The 18,894-nt window shown below is 65.5% G+C and carries 19 protein-coding genes; 10 read left to right on the top strand and 9 right to left on the bottom strand.

Going from position 1 to position 18,894, the window contains the following annotated elements:
• Window positions 1–188 precede the first annotated feature (188 nt).
• From V6W80_RS21965 to V6W80_RS21980, 4 genes are all read left to right on the top strand, one after another.
• Window positions 189–1,514 carry a PQQ-dependent sugar dehydrogenase gene (locus V6W80_RS21965; protein ID WP_338545371.1) on the top strand — a complete coding sequence of 442 codons (1,326 nt, stop codon included), beginning with the start codon at window positions 189–191 and terminating at the stop codon, window positions 1,512–1,514.
• Window positions 1,515–1,640: 126 nt separating this feature from the next.
• The gene (locus V6W80_RS21970; RefSeq protein WP_064308173.1) at window positions 1,641–2,315 is read left to right on the top strand and encodes a response regulator; all 675 of its coding nucleotides are present in this window, start codon (window positions 1,641–1,643) and stop codon (window positions 2,313–2,315) included.
• The gene (locus tag V6W80_RS21975) at window positions 2,312–3,688 is read left to right on the top strand and encodes a sensor histidine kinase (RefSeq protein ID WP_338545372.1); all 1,377 of its coding nucleotides are present in this window, start codon (window positions 2,312–2,314) and stop codon (window positions 3,686–3,688) included. The genes V6W80_RS21970 and V6W80_RS21975 overlap by 4 nt, the downstream gene beginning before the upstream one ends.
• Before the next feature lie 108 nt (window positions 3,689–3,796).
• Window positions 3,797–4,411: a glutathione S-transferase family protein gene (locus tag V6W80_RS21980; RefSeq protein WP_017639484.1), complete on the top strand. Its 615-nt coding sequence runs from the start codon at window positions 3,797–3,799 to the stop codon at window positions 4,409–4,411.
• A 7-nt stretch (window positions 4,412–4,418) separates the two neighbouring features.
• Here V6W80_RS21980 and V6W80_RS21985 read toward each other — a convergent pair whose 3' ends face one another.
• Window positions 4,419–5,654 carry an HD-GYP domain-containing protein gene (locus V6W80_RS21985; protein ID WP_257705070.1) on the bottom strand — a complete coding sequence of 412 codons (1,236 nt, stop codon included), beginning with the start codon at window positions 5,652–5,654 and terminating at the stop codon, window positions 4,419–4,421.
• Window positions 5,655–5,760: 106 nt separating this feature from the next.
• Here V6W80_RS21985 and V6W80_RS21990 point away from each other — a divergent pair, with 106 nt between their 5' ends.
• On the top strand, window positions 5,761–6,648 hold the full coding sequence (locus tag V6W80_RS21990; RefSeq protein WP_338545373.1) for an acyltransferase: 888 nt from the start codon (window positions 5,761–5,763) through the stop codon (window positions 6,646–6,648).
• Between the two features lie 72 nt (window positions 6,649–6,720).
• Entirely contained in the window at window positions 6,721–8,154 is a 1,434-nt protein-coding gene (mdtD, locus tag V6W80_RS21995; protein WP_338545374.1) for a multidrug transporter subunit MdtD, read from the top strand.
• A gap of 87 nt (window positions 8,155–8,241) precedes the next feature.
• Here mdtD and V6W80_RS22000 read toward each other — a convergent pair whose 3' ends face one another.
• Complete coding sequence (locus tag V6W80_RS22000) at window positions 8,242–8,451, bottom strand: cold-shock protein (protein WP_017639480.1); 210 nt, start codon at window positions 8,449–8,451, stop codon at window positions 8,242–8,244.
• 412 nt (window positions 8,452–8,863) lie between these two features.
• On the opposite strand from V6W80_RS22000, the gene V6W80_RS22005 reads away from it, so the two are divergent.
• Window positions 8,864–9,556, top strand: a complete 693-nt coding sequence (locus tag V6W80_RS22005) for an HAD-IA family hydrolase (RefSeq protein ID WP_338545375.1) — start codon at window positions 8,864–8,866, stop codon at window positions 9,554–9,556.
• A 43-nt stretch (window positions 9,557–9,599) separates the two neighbouring features.
• Here V6W80_RS22005 and V6W80_RS22010 read toward each other — a convergent pair whose 3' ends face one another.
• Complete coding sequence (locus V6W80_RS22010) at window positions 9,600–10,814, bottom strand: NAD(P)-dependent oxidoreductase (protein WP_338547494.1); 1,215 nt, start codon at window positions 10,812–10,814, stop codon at window positions 9,600–9,602.
• Between the two features lie 287 nt (window positions 10,815–11,101).
• A complete protein-coding gene (locus V6W80_RS22015; RefSeq protein WP_338545376.1) occupies window positions 11,102–12,595 on the bottom strand; it encodes a lipid II flippase MurJ in 1,494 nt (497 codons plus the stop codon).
• Between the two features lie 316 nt (window positions 12,596–12,911).
• Between V6W80_RS22015 and V6W80_RS22020 the strand changes: the two genes are divergently transcribed.
• Complete coding sequence (locus tag V6W80_RS22020; RefSeq protein ID WP_007161283.1) at window positions 12,912–13,166, top strand: YebG family protein; 255 nt, start codon at window positions 12,912–12,914, stop codon at window positions 13,164–13,166.
• A 56-nt stretch (window positions 13,167–13,222) separates the two neighbouring features.
• Window positions 13,223–14,176, top strand: a complete 954-nt coding sequence (locus V6W80_RS22025; RefSeq protein ID WP_338545377.1) for a nucleoside hydrolase — start codon at window positions 13,223–13,225, stop codon at window positions 14,174–14,176.
• A gap of 83 nt (window positions 14,177–14,259) precedes the next feature.
• On the opposite strand, the gene fba is transcribed toward V6W80_RS22025, so the two are convergent.
• The 5 genes from fba to epd form a co-directional block, all read right to left on the bottom strand.
• Window positions 14,260–15,324 carry a class II fructose-bisphosphate aldolase gene (fba, locus tag V6W80_RS22030; RefSeq protein ID WP_059316498.1) on the bottom strand — a complete coding sequence of 355 codons (1,065 nt, stop codon included), beginning with the start codon at window positions 15,322–15,324 and terminating at the stop codon, window positions 14,260–14,262.
• Window positions 15,325–15,442: 118 nt separating this feature from the next.
• Window positions 15,443–15,772, bottom strand: a complete 330-nt coding sequence (locus V6W80_RS22035) for an MliC family protein (RefSeq protein WP_064308164.1) — start codon at window positions 15,770–15,772, stop codon at window positions 15,443–15,445.
• Window positions 15,769–15,966 (bottom strand): hypothetical protein, encoded by a 198-nt coding sequence (locus V6W80_RS22040; RefSeq protein ID WP_064308165.1) that lies wholly within the window; start codon window positions 15,964–15,966, stop codon window positions 15,769–15,771. The genes V6W80_RS22035 and V6W80_RS22040 overlap by 4 nt, the downstream gene beginning before the upstream one ends.
• A gap of 5 nt (window positions 15,967–15,971) precedes the next feature.
• On the bottom strand, window positions 15,972–17,135 hold the full coding sequence (locus V6W80_RS22045) for a phosphoglycerate kinase (RefSeq protein ID WP_017639472.1): 1,164 nt from the start codon (window positions 17,133–17,135) through the stop codon (window positions 15,972–15,974).
• A 27-nt stretch (window positions 17,136–17,162) separates the two neighbouring features.
• Window positions 17,163–18,206 carry an erythrose-4-phosphate dehydrogenase gene (gene epd / locus V6W80_RS22050; RefSeq protein ID WP_338545378.1) on the bottom strand — a complete coding sequence of 348 codons (1,044 nt, stop codon included), beginning with the start codon at window positions 18,204–18,206 and terminating at the stop codon, window positions 17,163–17,165.
• Window positions 18,207–18,669: 463 nt separating this feature from the next.
• On the opposite strand from epd, the gene nrdH reads away from it, so the two are divergent.
• Entirely contained in the window at window positions 18,670–18,894 is a 225-nt protein-coding gene (nrdH, locus tag V6W80_RS22055; protein WP_338545379.1) for a glutaredoxin-like protein NrdH, read from the top strand.

Consider the following 18,894-nt stretch of genomic DNA (forward strand, 5'->3'; position numbering starts at 1 on the left):
TCGACAAGACTTTCTGTATCCATAAAAGAACGGGTCAGACGCCTTGGCACGCAAAAAGACCAACATTCCCAAAAGAGTCATTTTCAAGACCCACTGGAGTGGACCTGCCGGATGACCCCAGGACCTGGCCCGGAACGTTCGCTGGAACCTGCGCTCTATCCTGCGAAGCCCACCGCGAGAGCCCTGCCATGCCCCTGAGCGCGCCCCTGCCGCTGCGTACCCTGGCCGTGACCCTGGCTACCTTGACCTTGCTCGGCTGTGGCGAGACCGCACGGCTGCAGCGCGAAGCCGGTTACGGCCCGGCACCGACCCTGCCGGAACCCCACAAGACCCTGCTGCCCACCATCAACGTGGCACCGGCGGTCGGCTGGCCCGAGGGCGGCAAGCCCACTGCCGCGCCGGGCACCCAGGTGCAGGCCTTCGCCGACGGCCTGGACCATCCGCGCTGGCTCTATGTATTGCCCAACGGCGATGTGCTGGTGGCGGAAAGCAATGCGCCCAGGCGCGAGGACTTTCCCGGCATCAAGAACTGGATCGCCGGCCTGTTCATGAAGAAGGCCGGCGCCGGGGTGCCCAGCGCCGATCGCATCACCCTGCTGCGCGATGCCGACGGCGACGGCGTCGCCGAGACCCGCCTGGTCTTCGCCGAGCACCTGCATTCGCCTTTCGGCATGGCCCTGGTGGGCGAGGACTTCTATGTCGCCAACGCCGACGCCCTGGTGCGCTTCACCTACCGCCCCGGTGCCACCCGCCTGGAAGGCCAGGGCACCCGGGTCACCGACCTGCCGGCCGGCATCAATCACCACTGGACCAAGAACGTCATCGCCAGTCGCGATGGCCGGAAGCTCTATCTCACCGTGGGCTCCAACAGCAACGTCGGCGAAAACGGCCTGGACATCGAACAGGGTCGCGCCGCCATCTGGGAGCTGGATCGCGCCAGCGGCCAGAAGCGCCTGTTCGCCACCGGCCTGCGCAACCCCAATGGCTTGGACTGGGAGCCCACCACCGGCAGGCTGTGGACGGTGATCAACGAACGCGACGAGATCGGCAGCGACCTGGTCCCGGACTATGCCACCTCGGTACAGGATGGCGGCTTCTATGGCTGGCCCTACAGCTACTGGGGCAAGACCGTGGACAGTCGGGTGCAGCCACCCCGGCCGGATCTGGTGGCCAAGGCGCTGACCCCCGACTATGCCCTGGGCACCCACACCGCCTCCCTGGGCCTGGCCTTCGCGAGCGTCGACACTGGGCTGCCGGCGGCTTTTCACCAGGGAATGTTCGTCGGCCAGCACGGCTCCTGGAATCGCGATCCCAAGAGCGGTTACAAGGTCATCTTCGTGCCCTTCCAGGACGGCAAGCCCAGCGGCCCGCCGCGGGACCTGCTGACCGGTTTCCTCAATGCCAAGGAAGAGGCCCAGGGGCGCCCGGTCGGGGTGGTCAACGATGGTCGCGGCGGCCTGCTGGTGGCCGACGATGTCGGCAATACCATCTGGCGGGTCAGCGCCCAGCGCTGAGACCTTGTTAATCCGGCCTTAAGCGCCCGGGCCTAGGCTGGAAGCTGACCATCCTGGGGGATGGTCACCGCTCTTGCCGAGGCCGGCCCGGAGCGGTACAACCGCTCCACCGCCTGGGAAAAACCGATGAGAATACTGCTGGCCGAAGACGACATGTTGCTGGGCGACGGCATCCGCGCCGGCCTGGCGCTGGAAGGCGATACCGTCGATTGGGTGACCGATGGCCAGGCCGCCCAGGCGGCGCTGGAAACCGATCCCTTCGATCTGGTGGTGCTCGACATCGGCCTGCCCCGCCGCTCGGGACTCGAAGTCCTGGCCGCCCTGCGCAAGCGCGGCGACGCCACCCCGGTGCTGATCCTCACCGCCCGCGACAAGGTCACCGACCGGGTCACCGGGCTGGATACCGGCGCCGACGACTACCTGACCAAGCCCTTCGACCTCGACGAACTGCTGGCCCGGGTGCGTGCCCTCACCCGCCGCAGCGCAGGTCGGGCGCTGCCCCAATTGGAGCACAACGATCTGCGGGTCGATCCGGCCACCCACCGGGTCACCCTGGCCGGTCAGCCGGTCGAACTGGCGCCGCGCGAATACGCCCTGCTGCGCCTGCTGCTGGAAAACATGGGCAAGGTGCTCTCGCGCAATCGCCTGGAGCAGGCCCTCTACGGTTGGGATGGCGACGTCGAGAGCAACGCCATCGAGGTCCATATCCATCACCTCAGACGCAAGCTCGGCAGCAGCCTGATCCGTACCGTGCGCGGCATCGGCTACGGCATCGACCAACCCGAGCGGCCGGCGCCGTGAGCGACGGCCCGGCCATCTCGCTGCGGCGGCGCCTGCTGACGCTGCTGCTGTGCGGGATCTTCGCCTGCTGGCTGATCGCCGCCCTGGTGACCTACCAGCTGGTGCTGCGCCAGGTGAATCGCCTGGCGGACGAGGACATGCTCGACTTCGGTTCCGCGGCGCTGCACCTGGCCACCCTCGGCGCCGGCAACGATCACAGCCTGCCGCCCGCGGCGCGTACTCTGGAGCGCAGCCGCACGGCCATCGCCGACTTGCCGCTGTTCAAGCGGCGCAACGCCCTGGGCTATCTGCTACAGGCCGGTGACCAGCGCCTCGGCACCCCGGCGCCACCCGCCGGCCTGGCCGAGCAGCCGCCCGGTTTCAGCAGTCTGCTGGCCGAAGGGCAGCACTGGCGCGTGCTGCGCCTGAGCAGCGGCGACGGACGCATCTGGATCTACGAAAACCTGGCCGATCGGCGCGGCGCCACCAACCTGCTGCTGCTCGGCTCACTGTTTCCCCTCGCGCTGGCCCTGCCGGTGCTGGCCGCACTCATCTGGTTCGGCGTCACCCGCGGCCTCGAACCGCTGCGCCAGCTGGCCGCGCAGATCAAGCAGCGTTCCGCCCAACGCCTGGAGCCCTTGCCACTGAGCCGGGTGCCCCTGGAAGCCGCGGTGCTGGTCGAAGAGATCAACGCCCTGCTGCAACGCCTGGACGGCGCCCTGGAAGCGGAGCGCCGGTTGACCAGCGACGCCGCCCACGAGATCCGCACGCCCCTTGCCAGTCTGCTGACCCACACCCAGGTCGCCCTGAGATCCAGCGATCCCCAGGCCCACGCCCGGGGCCTGGTGCAGGTGCGCCGCAGCGCCGAACGCATCAGCCAGTTGATGGAGCAGATCCTGCTCCTGGCCCGCCTGGACAGTGGCGCCCTGCAGGAGCAGTTCGTCCCCGTCCACCTCGGTCGCCTGGCGGCGGACACCCTTTCGGAACTCGCGCCGCTGGCCATCGAAAAGCACATCGACCTGGTGCTGGAGGATCAGGAGGTCAAGCTTTCCGGCATTCCCACCTGGTTGGGGGTGCTGCTCACCAACCTGGTGGGCAATGCCATCCGCTACACCCCCAGCGGCGGCCAGGTACTGGTGCGGGTCGTCGAGGACGTACCCGGTCGGGTACGCATCAATGTCTGCGACAGCGGCCCCGGGGTCAGTCCGGAAGAGCGGGCGGCGATCTTTACCCGCTTCTACCGCAGCGAGAGCGCCGGCCAGAACGTCGGCAGCGGCCTGGGCCTGCCCATCGTCAAACGCATCGTCGAAATCCATGGCGGCAGTCTGCACCTGGGCGAAGGCCTGCAAGGACGCGGGCTGGGGGTGTACGTCGAGCTGCCGGGCCTGGCCTGATCCAGCCGCCTACGACCAAGGCGATCTTTTACCCAGGCCGGCCTAGGGCTTACAGTGCAGGGCTTCGCCACCAGCGAAGGCAGTCCTGCCCTCTGGAGAGCCCGGCCCATGTCCATGATCCTGTACCACACTCCCGCCTCGCCCTTCGGTCGTAAAGTCGTGGTGATGCTCCACGAGACGGACCTGATCGAGCAGGTCGAAGTGGAAATCGTCCAGCAGACGCCGCTCAACCCCAATCGCGACGTTCTCGATACCAATCCGGCCGGCAAGATTCCCGCCCTGCGCCTGGCCGATGGCACCTGCCTGCACGACAGTCGCGTCATCCTCGACTATCTGGACACCCTGCACGAGCGCACCCCGCTGATCCCTCGCCAGGGCCCGGAGCGCTGGCGCCGCCTGACCCTGGCCTCGCTGTGCGACGCCATGATGGAAGCCGCGGTGCAGATCCGCTACGAGAGCTTCATGCGCCCGCCGGGCATGCAATGGAAACTCTGGCTGGACAACCAGCAGGAAAAGATCGCCCGGGCGCTGGACTACTTCGAGCGCGAGGCCATCCAGGAACTGGACGGCGAATTCGACGTGGCCAGCCTGGGCATGGCCTGCCTGCTCGGCTATCTGGACTTCCGCATCCCCACCTTTGCCTGGCGCAGCGACTGTCCGCGCATTGCCGCCTGGTATGCCCGCACCGACGAACGCCCGTCGCTGCAGGCGACCCGCCCCTGAGCCAGCGCTAGGCCTGCTGCCAGAGCCGCTGCAGATTGCGAAAGCCCCACTCCTCCGGATCCTCGCGCCGCAGGATGCGTTCGTTGGCGGGGGGCCGGGCGAGATCCAGCAGTCGCTGCGGCAGGGGCGTGCGCGAGCGAGCGGAAAAGAACACCCGCACCCGCGGCGTCAGCAGGCTGTCCGGGTGCTGCTCGACCACCACCGCCAGCTGCTCGTTGCTCAGCCGCACCAGGGAGCCGATCGGATAGATACCCAGCGTCTTGACGAAGGCCTGGAACACCTGGGGATCGAAATGCCCCTGCCATTCCGCCATGCGCCGGATCGCTTCCGCCGGACTCCAGGCGGTCTTGTAGGGACGGGTCGAGGAAATGGCGTCATAGACGTCGCAGACCGCGGCGATGCGCGACAGCAGACTGATCTGCGTCCCGGCCAGGCCACGGGGATAGCCAGTGCCATCGAATTTCTCGTGATGGTGCAGACAGACGTCGATCACCTCCGCAGCCGCGCCCCACTGCTGCAGCAGGGCGACGCCCTCCTCGGGGTGCCGCTGCATCACGGCGAATTCCGCGTCGGTCAGCTTGCCTGGCTTGTTCAGTACCTCCAGAGGGGTACGCATCTTGCCCACGTCGTGCAGCAGGCCAGCCTGGCCGGCGAGCTGCACCTGCTCCGCCGGCAGCTCCATCTGCCGCGCCACCGCCGTCATCAGGGCGCAGACCGACACCGAATGGATGTAGGTATACTCGTCAGCCGTGCGCAGCCGCGTCAGACTGATCAGCGCCGTGGGATGCCGCAGCACCGACGCCGATATCTGCTCGACCACGGTCGCCACCTCGCTCAGCTCGATGGCCTGGCCCAGGCGCACGTCCTGGAACAGTCGCGCCACCTCCTGCTTGGCATGGGCGCTCACGGCTGACGCCTGGGCCATTTCCTGGGGACAACTGATGGCAGTGCCTGGGGCGCTGGTCGCGAAGGTGGTGGGCGTAGGCCGGGCTGGCGCGACGGCGGGTTCAGGAGGCGTGACCGGAGCTACGGGCATCGCGCGCTCGGCCGGGGGCTGGCAATCCCGCCCCTTGGCGATATCGATCCACACGGCGGTCACGGCGCTGTCCTGGATCTTCTGCAGATCGCGCGGCTCCTGGAGCAGGAAGCGCGCCTTCCAGAACGGATGATCGATCCAGCTGCCTTCGAATCTGTGGATGTACATGCCGAGGCAGACCTCGGCACTGGTAACCTTCTTGAGCATGGCGTTCACTTCGCAGCTGATCGGCAGCAGCCATCCAGAAGCAAATGATCGCAAAATGCCAGGCCGCGCTAAAGACTATCGCCCTAAGTTCCAGACGAGAGAATCCATGCACCTCCTGACCGGTATCGCCGTCTCCCTGCTGCTCCTGCTGAACACCCTGGTCATGATCGGTCCGCTGCTGGCATTCGCCTTGATCAAGCTGCTGCCCAGCGTGGCGCTGCGCGATGTCTGCTCCCGGGTAGTCACGGCCATCGCCGAGACCTGGGCCGAGATCAACAAGGTCATCTTCGCCCGGCTCACCCCTACCGTCTGGGACATCCGTGGCACCGAGGTGCTCAGCCGGGACAGCTCCTACCTGGTCATCTGCAACCACCAGTCCTGGGTCGACATCCCCGCCCTGATCGAAACCTTCAACGGCAAGGTGCCCTACTTCAAGTTCTTCCTGAAGAAGGAACTCATCTGGGTGCCCTTCCTGGGTCTGGCCTGGTGGGCGCTGGACTACCCCTTCATGAAGAGATACAGCCGCGCCCAGCTGGCCCGCCGCCCGGAACTCAAGGGCGCGGACCTGGCCATCACCCGCCGCGCCTGCGAGAAATTCCGCCGCCAACCGGTGACCATCGTCAACTACCTGGAAGGCACCCGCTTCACCGCCGCCAAGCATGCCGAGCAGCATTCGCCCTATCGCCACCTGCTCAAACCCAAGGCCGGTGGCATGGCCTTCGTCCTCGCCGCCATGGGCGACCAGCTGGACACCCTGCTGGACGTCACCCTGGTCTATCCGGACGGTCGCGTACCCGGCTTCTGGGACCTGCTCTGCGGGCGGGTCAAACGCGTTATCATCGATATCCGCGCGCGCCCTCTGGATCCGGCGCGCTGGGCGGGCGACTACAGCGAAGACGCGGAATTTCGCGCCGACTTCCAGCAATGGGTCAGCCAGCTCTGGGCAGAAAAGGACCAACGGATCGAGGCGCTACTGGATTCCCGCTCGCATTGAATCAGCGGGGCACCCTGCCGCCTGCCGACAGTCAGAGTGCGGGTAGTCGGCTGTCTCGACAAGGACCCCTCAATGCCCACCCCGACGCTCGATACCACCACGACCCGCTGGCTTCCCTGGCTGATCGCCGTCGCCTTCTTCATGCAGTCGTTGGACGCGACCATCGTCAACACCGCCCTGCCGCGCATGGCCGCCGACCTCGGCGAGAATCCCCTGCGCATGCAGGGGGTGGTGATCGCCTACCTGCTCACCGTCGCGCTGTTGATTCCTGCCTCGGGCTGGATTTCCGATCGTTTCGGCAGTCGCCGCGTCTTCTTTACCGCCATCGCCCTCTTCACCTTTGGCTCGCTGCTCTGCGCGCTGGCGCCCAGCCTCAACCTGCTGATCGCCGCCCGGGTAATCCAGGGCCTCGGCGGTTCGCTGATGCTACCCGTGGGGCGGCTGGTGATCCTGCGTGTCTATCCCCGCAGCGAACTGGTGCGCATCCTCAGCTTCATCACCATTCCCGGCTTGGTCGGCCCCCTGGCGGGCCCGGCGCTGGGTGGCTGGCTGGTGGAGGCCGTGTCCTGGCACTGGATCTTCCTGATCAACCTGCCGGTGGGCATCCTCGGCTGTCTGGCCACCCGCCGCCTGCTGCCGGACCTGCGCAGCCCTCTGCCGCAGCGCTTCGATGGCCTGGGCTTTCTGCTGTTCGGCGCCTCCATGATCCTCATCAGCATCGCCCTGGAAGGCCTCGGCGAACTGCACCTGCCCCATGTGCGCGTGGTATTGCTGCTGATGGGGGGCATGGCCTGCATGGTCGCCTACTGGCTGCGCGCCCTGCATCACGACCAGCCGCTGTTTTCCGCCGAGCTGTTTCGTATCCGCAGCTTCGCCGTGGGCATCTTCGGCAATCTCTTCGCCCGTCTCGGCAGCGGCGCCCTGCCCTTCCTTATCCCGCTGCTGTTCCAGGTCGGCCTCGGCTATTCGCCGACCCAGGCCGGTCTGCTGATGATGCCCCTGGCCTTGTCGGCGATGCTGGCCAAGCCCATCGCCGGTCCGCTGATCGGCCGCCTCGGCTATCGGCGCCTGCTGGTGGGCAATACCCTGCTGCTGGGCTGCCTGATCGCCAGTCTCGCCCTGATCGGCCCTGCCACCCCCTTCGTCTGGCTGCTGATCCACCTGGGCATTCTCGGCGCGGTGAACTCCATGCAGTTCACCGCCATGAACACCATCACCCTCATCGACCTGCACGACCAGCAGGCCGCCAGCGGCAACAGCCTGCTGTCGGTGGTGATGCAACTGGCCATGAGCTTTGGCGTCGCCTGCGCCGCGGCGTTGCTGGGCGGCTTCCAGGACGACTATGGCGACACCGAGGTGCTGTCCGCCTTCCGCGCGACGTTCTTGAGCGTCGGAGCCCTGTCGATGCTGGCGGCGGCGATCTTCCTGCAGGCCTCCCGCGAAACCGGTCGCCGGATCAAGCCCCTGGCCGCCGAGCCGGAAAAGAGCGCGCAGAACGTGGAGTGACGCGGCCGGCCAGGCCGATCGAATCGGCAGAAACGAAAAACCCCGGCCTGGCCGGGGTTTTTCGTGAGCTTCGGGCGACGTCAGGTGTCAGATGACCTGTACGCGCTCAGCCTGCATGCCCTTCTGGCCTTGCACGACTTCGAAGCTGACCTTCTGGCCTTCAGCCAGGGTCTTGAAACCAGTGCCTTCGATGGCGCGGAAGTGCACGAACACGTCCGGACCGCTTTCGGGAGTAATGAAGCCGTAGCCTTTGGTTTCGTTGAACCACTTGACGGTGCCGTTCTGACGATTCGACATGACGGGTGTTGCTCCTTGGAATAACGGGTTTGTTATTGACACGTGCTGGCGCGGCAGTGCGTTGCATAGACCAAACGCCTGGTACTGAGTTGCAAGGAGTAACAAGAATCGAGCAGCAAGGGGTGGACGAAGAGCCTACCGCCTCAGGTCACGATCGACGGCGACCCAAGCAAACACAGTTCTCGAACTCTACGCCATATTTTTCTGGAAAGCGATTACCCTCCGGAGGCCGAATTCGTTTTGGACAAAGCGCGTTTTACGCCCCTTCGAAAGGCACCGACAAGCCTGTTTTCGACCGCCTGGGCAGCACCCCGGAATCACCGCCACGCCTGCCTTTGCGCTTCCCGCCACAGCTGTCGAAAGGCACGAGATCCACTGCCCCGACCGTGAAATCCCCCTGCAAGGAATACCGATGAACCTTACCCCTGTGGAACTGCTGATCAGCGATTGCGATGGCGTACTGGTCGACAGCGAGATCCTCGCCGAACGCGTCGTCCTCGACGGTCTGGCCGCCCACGCACCGCGTGACGAACTCGAAGCCCTGCTGCACGGCACCTTCGGCCTGACCACCCGGGACATCTTCGCCCTGGTCGAACAGCGCTTCGGCATCACCCTGCCGCCCACGCTGTTCAGCGAGCTGCGCGCCCAGGCCGAGACCCTGATCGCCAGCAGCGTCGAACCCATTCCCGGGGTGAAACGTGCCCTGGAAAGCATTGATCTACCGTTGGCGGTGGCCTCCAACAGCCTCAGGCACAGCGTTGAATCCTCGGTGCGCCGGGCGGACCTGGTGGATCGGGTGGCGGGCCATATCTTCAGCGCCGACATGGTGGCCCAGCCCAAGCCGGCACCGGATGTCTACCTGCTCGCGGCCAAGACCCTGGGCGTTGCGCCAGAGCGCTGCCTGGTGATCGAAGATAGCGCCACCGGCGCGCGTGCGGCCCTGGCCGCCGGCATGCGGGTCATCGGCTTCACCGGTGCCAGCCACATTCCGCCGAACCACGGCGACACCCTGAGCGCCCTGGGCGTGACCGCCCTGATCGCCCACATGGATGAACTGCCCGCGACCGTCGCCCGCCTCCGCGCAGCCGCCACCGACGGGCAATGAAAAAGGGGCCCTCAGGGCCCCTTCGCTTTTCGCCGCAGCGGAATCAGGACAGGACCGCCCCGACCGCCTTGGGCAGTGCCATCGGTGCCAGGTCGGCAGCCGCGCTCCAGGCCGGCTCGCTCAACTGGGTTTCCAGCAGCTGGCGATGGATCGCCTCGCGATGCTGTTGCAGAACGATGTCCAGGGCGCGGCTGGGCGCCAGTTCGACGTCGTCGAAGGTGACGATCTGGCCGGGTTCCATGGCGCGCTTGAGCACGCTGTGCTTGAGCAGACCGATCGGCAGGTGATCCGGGCACTCGGCGATCTTCACCGCTTCGCCGCGCACGCTGTAGCCACCGATGCCGCGCTCGATGATGTCGCCAGCTGCCATGGGCTTCTTCATGATGGCGGCCACGCTCAGGGTCGGCGTGGTGGAGTTGTTGAGCAGGATCTTGCCGCCGGCGATCACGCGACGCAGGGTCTTGCCGACTTCCAGGGAGCAGAGGTGGAAGGGGCGTACCAGGACATAGTACGGACCCTTGCCCAGTTTGAAGTATTCGATGGCGCCGGCCTGGTCTTCGTCATGGCGACCGACCACGAAGACGCCACCGGCGGAATAGCCGCTCGGGATCACGTAGTCGACGATGGGCTGACCCAGTTGCTCGGCCATCTGCGCCAGGATGTTCGCGCTGTCCTGCAGATTGGTCGAATTCAGGCCTTCCAGACCCTGGCGGGTGATGGTGGCGCCATAGTTGTTGCCGACCACCACCTGCTCGATCTGCACCTTGGTGCCATCGGTGAAGGAGGTGGTCTGGTCGACGCTGGTGCCCTGGCGCGCGGACCAGTAGGCCATGTCTTCCGGGGTCGGGTTGTGGTTCAGATAGCCCTTCATGTTGCCGTAGACCAGCGGCTTGAAGCCCATCTGCACCGCTTCTTCGTGCAGCGCCGCCAGCGAACCCGGCTGGTCGCCCTCGGCCTCGGTGAGAAAGCCCTTGCCCGCCAGGTAGGAGCCCGTCGTCACCTGCAGCTCGGCATTGATGGTGACCACCTTGATGCCGGCCTCGAAGGCGCGCTCGATGATCTCGGTGCCGTGGTAGGGATCGCCGCTGCACTCCACCAGCAGGTCGCAATGATCGATGAGATCCGCCACCGACTGGGTGAGCGCCTCGGTCAGCGGATAGTCGGTAACCGTGGCGATGGGCCGGCGGGTCAGCACGCGGGTCACGGTCATGTCGTCATAGTGACGACTGATGAGCCGGGCCAGGCAGCGCGAGATCATGCCGGTACCGACGATGCCGATACGGGTGACAGGGGATTGGGAGGACATAGGATCGATTCCTTTCAAAGAGAATGTCGGTAGCGAGCAAAGCCACCATGCGAAGTGCCGATCCCAACGACGTGTCCGATCTCTTGCAAATGGAAAAACCACTTCCATCAGAAATTCTTTGACTGGGATCAATCTTTCCGTGCGACTCGAAGCCAAAGCAAAAATTCATGACTTCGTAACAGATAGCGATCAATGGCTGCAGATCGCCATCTTTTTCCTTGCCGTCCAGTGACGGCCGTTCAACTCGTCGGTTCTGCGCGCTCCGTGCTGGCCTCACCGCGCGCCCAATAGCCGCGGCGGAACAGATCACGTTCGCCCAGGACCAGCAACAGCAGCAGAAGGCCCAGCATCGCCACGCTGATGCTGACGATCAGCTCCAGCAGGCCGACAGGCTTGGGCAACAGCACACTCAGCAGGGCCACGGCGCAGCCGGCGCCCAACCAGCGCAGCAGCAGCGACAGGTGCAGCCCGGCGAGGGAATGACGATAGAGTGCCAGCGCCATGAACACGGCCTGCAGGAAGGCGCCGGTGGTAAAGGAATAGGCCAGCCCCTGGGCGCCGAACGGCTGATAGAGCGCGGCATCCAGGGCCACGGTGATGAAGGAACTGGCCAGGGTGGCATAGAGGAAGGTCTTGGCGCACTGCTGGGACAGCAGGGCCCGGCCCCACAGCAGGGCCAGCCCCATCCAGGGCAGACCCATGGCATAGGCCACTACCAGGGTCGCGGTCGCCGCGCTCTGCTCGGCGCCAAAGGCACCGCGCTCCAGCAGGACCTTGACCACCGGCTCCGAATAGCTGAACAGCACCACGGCGGCCGGCACCAGGAACAGCAGGGTACCGAGCAGCGCCTTGCGCATCAGCGCGGCGTACTTGTCGGCATTGCCCTCGTTCCAGCTGCGGGTCAGCTCGGGAAAGATCATCGCCAGGATGGACAGCGCATAGAGCGTCAGCGGAATGGTCACGATGCGGTAGGAGAAGGACAGCATGGTGATGTTGCCTTCGGCCAGCAGGGAGGCGAAGAAGCGCTCGGCCAGCATGCAGCCCTGCTGGGCCCCGGCGGCGAGCAACACCGGGGCGAAGGTCACGGCGAAGGGACTGCCCGCGGGCTTCTCGAAGGCCACCGAACGCTGGCCGAGATAGCCCAGCCGCCGATGCTGGATGACGATCAGCAATACCTGGGGCAGCAGCATGCCGGTGAACAGCGCGATACCACTCGGCTGCAGGATGACGATGGCCAGGATGGCGCCCAGGTTGAGCATCAGCGTCCGGGTCATCGGCAGGATGAAGATGCGGTCCAGGTTGAGCAGCGCGCCCTGGCAATAGAGGATGGCCTGCACGCAGATCAGCAGGGTACCGACGGCAAAGACCAGCTTGCCGGTCTCGACCTGCTCATCGCTCCAACCCGGGGCCAGGGCATGCATCAGCCAGGGACTGGCGAGGACGCCGATCACCGACAGCAGGAGACCGAACAGGCCGATGCGCCAGTACAGCCAGCGACCGACCTGCTCGTACTGGGTATTGCAGCGGTCACGGATGCGTTGCAGATAGGGAATCATGGCATCGCGCAGGGCGAGGCCGAAGAAGCTTTCGAAGAACACCGGCAGGATGAGGGCGACAAAGATCAGGTCGGCTTCCCAGCTCACGCCGAACTGCCGGGCGATCAGCAGGTCGCGCAGGAATCCCAGCAGGAAGCTGGCGACGGTGATGGCCAGGATGATCAGGGTCGAACTCACGCCCGCACCTCGGTCGGCCCAGGCAGGCCACGTGCGGCAATAAGCGGACGAATAAAGATGGCAGGCATGGGCGGTCTCGTTCCGTGAGCCGGAGGTGATCCGGATAAAGGCGGGCATAGCTGCTCGTTTGGTCCAGACTCAAAGACCAGCTTCCGCGCTTAAGTTTCCCGAGGCAATTCCAGAGACATGCAGAAATGTCGAACGATTGGCAAATTGCCATGACTGGTTGGGCACTGACCGCCGAGCGGTAGCCCTTGCAATCGGGCGGCAAGCCGACTACTGTATATATAACCAGATACAGAATACGAGGTGACGCATGGCCGTCGAAGTGTTGTATCGCAGCAGCCGAGATCCGGAGCGCCTGTTCATGGATAAAGCCGAAGCCGATCGTCACGATAAAATGTTGGAGCTGGCCGAGTCGCTCGCTAGTGTGCTGGACAAGGCCGTCCCCGGTCTTGCCGAAAAGCAGTGCGAAGACCTGGGGCTGTTCATGGCCCGCAATCGCGAAGTCTTTGCCCGGGCGTTTCGCAACCAGCCGGATGCGCTGGGCGAGTTGGACCTGCCCAGCTAGCGAGAGGCGCTGCCCCTCGGGTAGCCTGGGAAGAGATCTGAGCCGGAGAAAGCCTCTTGTCCCTTCCCATCATCTTCGATACCGATCCTGGCGTGGACGACGCCCAGGCCATCGCCCTGCTGTTTGCCGATCCCGCCTTCGAGGTGATCGGCCTGACCACGACCTTCGGCAACGTGCCGGTCAGCACGGCGACCCGTAACGCCCTGCTGCTCACCGAGCTGGCGGGCCGGGACACGCCCGTCGCCGCCGGTGTCGCCGAACCCCTGGTCAAGCCGGCCGGTAACCATGCCCTGCATGTGCATGGCCAGGATGGCCTAGGCAATCAGCAGCTCCCCGCGCCGCGCCAGGTGCCCCACACCCTGGACGCCGCACACTTCATCGTCGAGCAGACCCGCTTGCGACCGGGTGAGATCACCCTGGTGGCGGTCGGGCCGCTGGGTAACCTGGCCCTCGCCCTGGCGCTGGATCCCACGGTCGCCGAGCGCATCCGCGAGGTGGTGGTGATGGGCGGCGCCATCGTCGAGCCGGGCAACGTCACGCCGGTGGCCGAAGCCAACATCTTTTCCGACCCCCATGCCGCGGCGCGGGTCTTTGCTGCTCCCTGGCCGCTGACCCTGGTTGGCCTGGATGCCACCCACCGCGCCGTGCTCGACCCGCCACGCCTGCAGCGCATCGCCGCGCGTCAAGGCGCCCTGGGTGAGGTACTCGCCCGCAGCTATGACTTCTATGCGGACTTCTACCGCAGCGTGAAGGACATCGATGGCTGCCATCCCCATGACAGCTGCGCCCTCGCCTACCTACGGCGCCCCGAACTGTTCCACACCGCGCGCGGCCATCTCAGCGTTGGTACCGAAGGCCTGGCGGAAGGCCAGACCTTCTTCGCGCCCGAGGGTCGCGCCTACCTGGACGGGCGCTGGTCCGGCAATCCGCTGGTAACGGTCTGCCTGGGCATGGACGGCGCCGCCATGGTCGCCTGGATGGAAGAGGTCCTGACCGCAACCGAGCGGTAAGGCGCGGCGCGCCGCCGTTCATGCTCCAAGCGATCGACAGGCATAAAAAAAGGCCCCTTGCGGGGCCTTTTCTACATCCCGGATCAGTTGACCTTGGGATCCAGTTCGCCGCGGGCATAACGCTCGAACATGGCATCCAGGGAGATCGGCTTGATCTTGGAGGCCTGGCCGGCGGTGCCGAAGGCTTCGTAACGGGCGATGCAGACTTCGCGCATGGCGGTCACGGTCTTGGCGAGGTACTTGCGCGGATCGAACTCGCTGCGGTTCTTGGCCATGAACTCGCGGATGGCACCGGTGGAGGCCAGACGCAGGTCGGTGTCGATATTGACCTTGCGGACGCCGTACTTGATGCCTTCGACGATCTCTTCGACCGGCACGCCGTAGGTTTCCTTGATGTCGCCACCGTACTCGTTGATGATCTTCAGCCACTCCTGGGGCACCGAGCTGGAGCCGTGCATGACCAGGTGGGTGTCCGGGATGCGCGCATGGATTTCCTTGATGCGCTGGATCGACAGGGTATCCCCGGTCGGCGGCTTGGTGAATTTGTAGGCGCCGTGGCTGGTGCCGATGGCGATGGCCAGGGCGTCGACCTTGGTGGCCTTGACGAACTGGGCGGCCTCTTCCGGATCGGTCAGCAGCTGGCTGTGATCCAGGGTACCTTCGGCGCCCACGCCGTCTTCTTCACCGGCCATGCCGGTTTCCAGGCTGCCCAGGCAACCCAGCTCGCCTTCCACGGACACGCCGCAGGCATGGGCGAAAGCCACGGTCTGCTGGGTGACGCGCACGTTGTAGTCGTAGTCGGACGGCGTCTTGCCATCGGCCATCAGCGAGCCGTCCATCATCACCGAGGAGAAGCCCAGCTGGATGGAGCGCTGGCAGATGTCGGGGGTGGTGCCGTGGTCCTGGTGCATGACCACCGGGATGTGCGGGAATTCTTCCACCGCGGCCAGGATCAGGTGCCGCAGGAAGGGAGCGCCGGCGTACTTGCGGGCACCGGCGGAGGCCTGGACGATGACCGGCGAATCGGTCTTGTCGGCGGCTTCCATGATGGCGCGCATCTGCTCGAGGTTGTTGACGTTGAAGGCCGGGACGCCATAGCCGAATTCGGCGGCGTGATCCAGCAGCTGACGCATGCTGACGAGTGCCATTGGTGATTATCTCCCTACAAAGGCGGTGGTGGCGCCAGCCTGCATGAGCGGCTGGCAGGGTTCAAGCGGCCGACCCCTGGCCGCTGTGGATTAATCGGTTCAGCTGACATTCGCCGGTTCAAGGCGTCCGGCAGCCGCGGCCGATGAGGTCGTTGTTGGCGATCCAGTAGACGAGCCCCTGGTCGCCACGAATATGGAAAGCCACCAGCCCATCGGTATAGGACTGGCCATCGGTGGCCGGTTCGCGGTTGAGATGACGGATCAGGCCATCGCCTTCCAGCTTGAGGTCGACGATGGACTGGCTGCGATCCACATAGCGCCAGTCGAAGGCCGCCTTGGAATCGCAGACCCAGTGCGTCCAGCCGCCGGTCTGCGGCGCGCTGCGGCCGGCACAGCCGGCCAACAGGGCGAGACCCAGCAGACCGAGGGCGAAGGTACGCCCCTTCACTGGGCGCAGCCGCTGGTGGGGCGACCGGCGTTGGCGTTACCGGTGAGCGTATCGACGCGCTCGCCGTTCTGCGCCGTGGGCGTGGCGGCCGCCGCAGGGGGCGGCGCGAACACCGCGCAGGCTTTGTCGGCATTGCCACCGGCGCAACCGGCCAGCATGAAGACAGCGGAACAGACGAGCAGCGGCGTACGCATGGCGATTACTCCTGGGCGCGTTGCTGGAGGACTTCGACGGCCGGCAGGACCTTGCCTTCGACGAATTCGAGGAAGGCGCCGCCACCGGTGGAGATATAGGAGACCTTCTCACCGATGCCGTACTTGTCGATGGCGGCCAGGGTGTCGCCACCGCCGGCAATGGAGAAGGCGTCGCTGTCGGCGATGGCCTGGGCCAGGGTGCGGGTGCCTTCGCCGAACTGATCGAATTCGAAGACGCCCACCGGACCGTTCCAGAGGATGGTCTTGGCCGATTTCAGCAGGTCGGCGAATTGCTGGGCGCTGACCGGGCCGATGTCGAGGATCATGTCGTCGTCGGCCACATCGTTGATGGACTTGGTGACGGCTTCGGCGGTCTCGGCGAATTCCTTGGCGACCACCACGTCCACCGGCAGCGGCACGCTGACCTTGGCGGCGATGGCCTTGGCGGTATCCACCAGATCGGCTTCGTACAACGATTTGCCGACCTTGTAGCCGGCCGCGGCCAGGAAGGTGTTGGCGATGCCGCCACCGACGATCAGCTGGTCGCAGATCTGCGCCAGGGAATTGAGCACGTCCAGCTTGGTGGAGACCTTGGAGCCGGCGACGATGGCGGCCATCGGGCGGGCGGGATTGCCCAGCGCCTTGCCCAGGGCGTCCAGCTCCCCGGCCAGCAGCGGACCGGCCGCGGCGACCTTGGCGAACTTGGCCACGCCATGGGTCGAGCCCTCGGCGCGGTGGGCGGTGCCGAAGGCATCCATGACGAAGACGTCGCACAGGGCGGCGTATTGCTTCGCCAGCTCATCGGCGTTCTTTTTCTCGCCCTTGTTGAAGCGCACGTTCTCCAGCAGCACCAGCTGACCCGGCTCGACCTGGACGCCGTCCAGGTAGTCCTTCACCAGCGGTACCTCGCGGCCCAGGGCCTTGCTCAGGTAGGCGGCGACCGGCGCCAGACTGTTCTCTTCGCTGAATTCGCCTTCGGTGGGACGGCCCAGGTGCGAGCAGACGATGACGGCGGCACCCTTCTCCAGAGCCAGCTTGAGGGTCGGCAGGGCGGCGACCAGACGGGCATCGCTTTTGATCTGGCCTTCCTTCACCGGGACGTTGAGGTCTTCGCGAATCAGGACGCGCTTACCCTTCAGATCGAGGTCGCTCATTTTCAACACGGACATACAGGCAATCCCTTAGTTGTGCTTGTTTCAGGTGGGCTTGGCGATGCGCAGCCAATGGCCGGCGACGTCGAGCATGCGGTTGGCGAAGCCCCATTCGTTATCGAACCAGACCAGCAGATTGACCAGCCGCGGGCCGGAGACGCGGGTCTGGCTGCCATCGACGATGGCGGAATGGGGATCGTGGTTGAAATCGCAGGAGGCGTGGGGCAACTCGGTGTAGTCGATCAGCCCGGCCAGGGGGCCGCTCTGGGCGGCGTCACGCAGCAGGGTGTTGAGCGCCGGCGCGGTGGTGTCCTGGCGGACGATGCAGGTGATGTCCAGGCAGGAGACGTTGACCGTGGGCACACGCACGGCGCGGGCCTGGATGCGCCCGCCGAGCTCCGGCAGCAGGCGTTCGATGCCCCGCGCCAGGCCGGTCGCCACCGGGATGATCGACTGGAACGCCGAACGCGTCCGCCGCAGATCTTCGGCATGGTAGGCGTCGATCACGGGCTGGTCGTTCATGGCCGAGTGGATCGTGGTGATGGAGACGTACTCCAGACCCAGGGTCTCGTGCAAAAGTTTCAGCACCGGGACACTGCAGTTGGTAGTGCAGGAGGCATTCGAGACCAGCGTCTCGTCGCCGCGCAGGCTCAGCTGGTTGACGCCGTAGACCACGGTGGCGTCCACGTCGGTCTCGCTGACCATGGGCTGGGAGAACAGCACCCGCGGCGCGCCAGCGGCCAGAAAGCGCCCGGCCTCGGCGCGAGTGCTGAAAGCACCGGAGCATTCCAGCACCAGATCGACGCCCAGCGCCGCCCAGTCGACCCGCTCGGGTTCGGCCTCGCGACGGATCTCCAGGGCCTGGTCGCCGATGCGTAGTCGCTCGCCGTCCAGCGCCACTCGGCCGGGAAAGCGGCCATGGGTGGAATCGAAGCGGGTGAGGTATTCCAGGCTGGGCCGGTCGGCCAGGTCATTGAGGGCGACGATGGCGAGCTCGGTGGCCGCGCCGCGCTCGTGCAGCGCACGCAACACGCAACGACCGATGCGACCGTAGCCGTTGAGAGCGAGGCGATAGCGAGCGGAACTCATGCGTGAACGGACTCGGGCGCAAGCGAAAGGCCGATTATGCGGCGGTTCGACGACGAATGGGAGTCGCCAGGGTAGCCCACCGGCCTTTCTCACTACAAAAAAGCGCCCTCCTTGGCAGACGCAGAAAAATTCCACCGTCTGGCTTGGGCGTCCTGCGGTATCCGGGTCGGAGCGTTGTCTGCCGTGAACAGATAGAGGTAGCTCCCAGGGAAGCAGGACTACCGGCCGGCCTGCGATGCCCTAGCAGAAACGGTCATCGAAAGCTGATAGAGCAGAGCCATGACCTGGATCAAAAACCCTACTTGTTGTGCTGTAGAAATTGCAAAACACCATATGTAGTATCTGGACCGAACTTGAGACCCAAGACGAGCTCCAACGAGAAGACCCGTACCGCCACGGCAAACGCCGGCTGGCGTCAGGCTTTTTCCCTTGAGTTCGCCCCCACTGAGGACAGGAGTCAGCCATGACCATCACCATCTACAGCAAGCCTGCCTGCGTGCAATGCAACGCCACCTATCGCGCCCTGGACCGTCAGGGGATCACCTATGAGGTGGTGGATATCGAGCAGGATGCCCAGGCGCGCCAGACCGTGGAGTCCCTGGGCTATCGCCAGGTGCCGGTGGTGGTGGCCGGTAATGACCACTGGGCCGGTTTCCGCCCGGACAAGCTCGGTCAGCTGGTGGCCTGA

The sequence above is a fragment of the Pseudomonas benzopyrenica genome (genome assembly GCF_036884265.1).
GTDB classification, from domain to species: domain Bacteria; phylum Pseudomonadota; class Gammaproteobacteria; order Pseudomonadales; family Pseudomonadaceae; genus Chryseomonas; species Chryseomonas benzopyrenica.

What these genes read in the sequence shown, in the direction of transcription:
- V6W80_RS21965 (WP_338545371.1), top strand. Translation starts at nt 189, where the DNA reads ATGCCCCTGAGCGCGCCCCTGCCGCTGCGTACCCTGGCCGTGACCCTG.
- V6W80_RS21970 (WP_064308173.1), top strand. Translation starts at nt 1,641, where the DNA reads ATGAGAATACTGCTGGCCGAAGACGACATGTTGCTGGGCGACGGCATC.
- V6W80_RS21980 (WP_017639484.1), top strand. Translation starts at nt 3,797, where the DNA reads ATGTCCATGATCCTGTACCACACTCCCGCCTCGCCCTTCGGTCGTAAA.
- V6W80_RS21985 (WP_257705070.1), bottom strand. Translation starts at nt 5,654, where the DNA reads ATGCTCAAGAAGGTTACCAGTGCCGAGGTCTGCCTCGGCATGTACATC.
- V6W80_RS21990 (WP_338545373.1), top strand. Translation starts at nt 5,761, where the DNA reads ATGCACCTCCTGACCGGTATCGCCGTCTCCCTGCTGCTCCTGCTGAAC.
- mdtD (WP_338545374.1), top strand. Translation starts at nt 6,721, where the DNA reads ATGCCCACCCCGACGCTCGATACCACCACGACCCGCTGGCTTCCCTGG.
- V6W80_RS22000 (WP_017639480.1), bottom strand. Translation starts at nt 8,451, where the DNA reads ATGTCGAATCGTCAGAACGGCACCGTCAAGTGGTTCAACGAAACCAAA.
- V6W80_RS22005 (WP_338545375.1), top strand. Translation starts at nt 8,864, where the DNA reads ATGAACCTTACCCCTGTGGAACTGCTGATCAGCGATTGCGATGGCGTA.
- V6W80_RS22010 (WP_338547494.1), bottom strand. Translation starts at nt 10,814, where the DNA reads ATGATCTCGCGCTGCCTGGCCCGGCTCATCAGTCGTCACTATGACGAC.
- V6W80_RS22020 (WP_007161283.1), top strand. Translation starts at nt 12,912, where the DNA reads ATGGCCGTCGAAGTGTTGTATCGCAGCAGCCGAGATCCGGAGCGCCTG.
- fba (WP_059316498.1), bottom strand. Translation starts at nt 15,324, where the DNA reads ATGGCACTCGTCAGCATGCGTCAGCTGCTGGATCACGCCGCCGAATTC.
- V6W80_RS22040 (WP_064308165.1), bottom strand. Translation starts at nt 15,966, where the DNA reads ATGCGTACGCCGCTGCTCGTCTGTTCCGCTGTCTTCATGCTGGCCGGT.
- V6W80_RS22045 (WP_017639472.1), bottom strand. Translation starts at nt 17,135, where the DNA reads ATGTCCGTGTTGAAAATGAGCGACCTCGATCTGAAGGGTAAGCGCGTC.
- epd (WP_338545378.1), bottom strand. Translation starts at nt 18,206, where the DNA reads ATGAGTTCCGCTCGCTATCGCCTCGCTCTCAACGGCTACGGTCGCATC.
- nrdH (WP_338545379.1), top strand. Translation starts at nt 18,670, where the DNA reads ATGACCATCACCATCTACAGCAAGCCTGCCTGCGTGCAATGCAACGCC.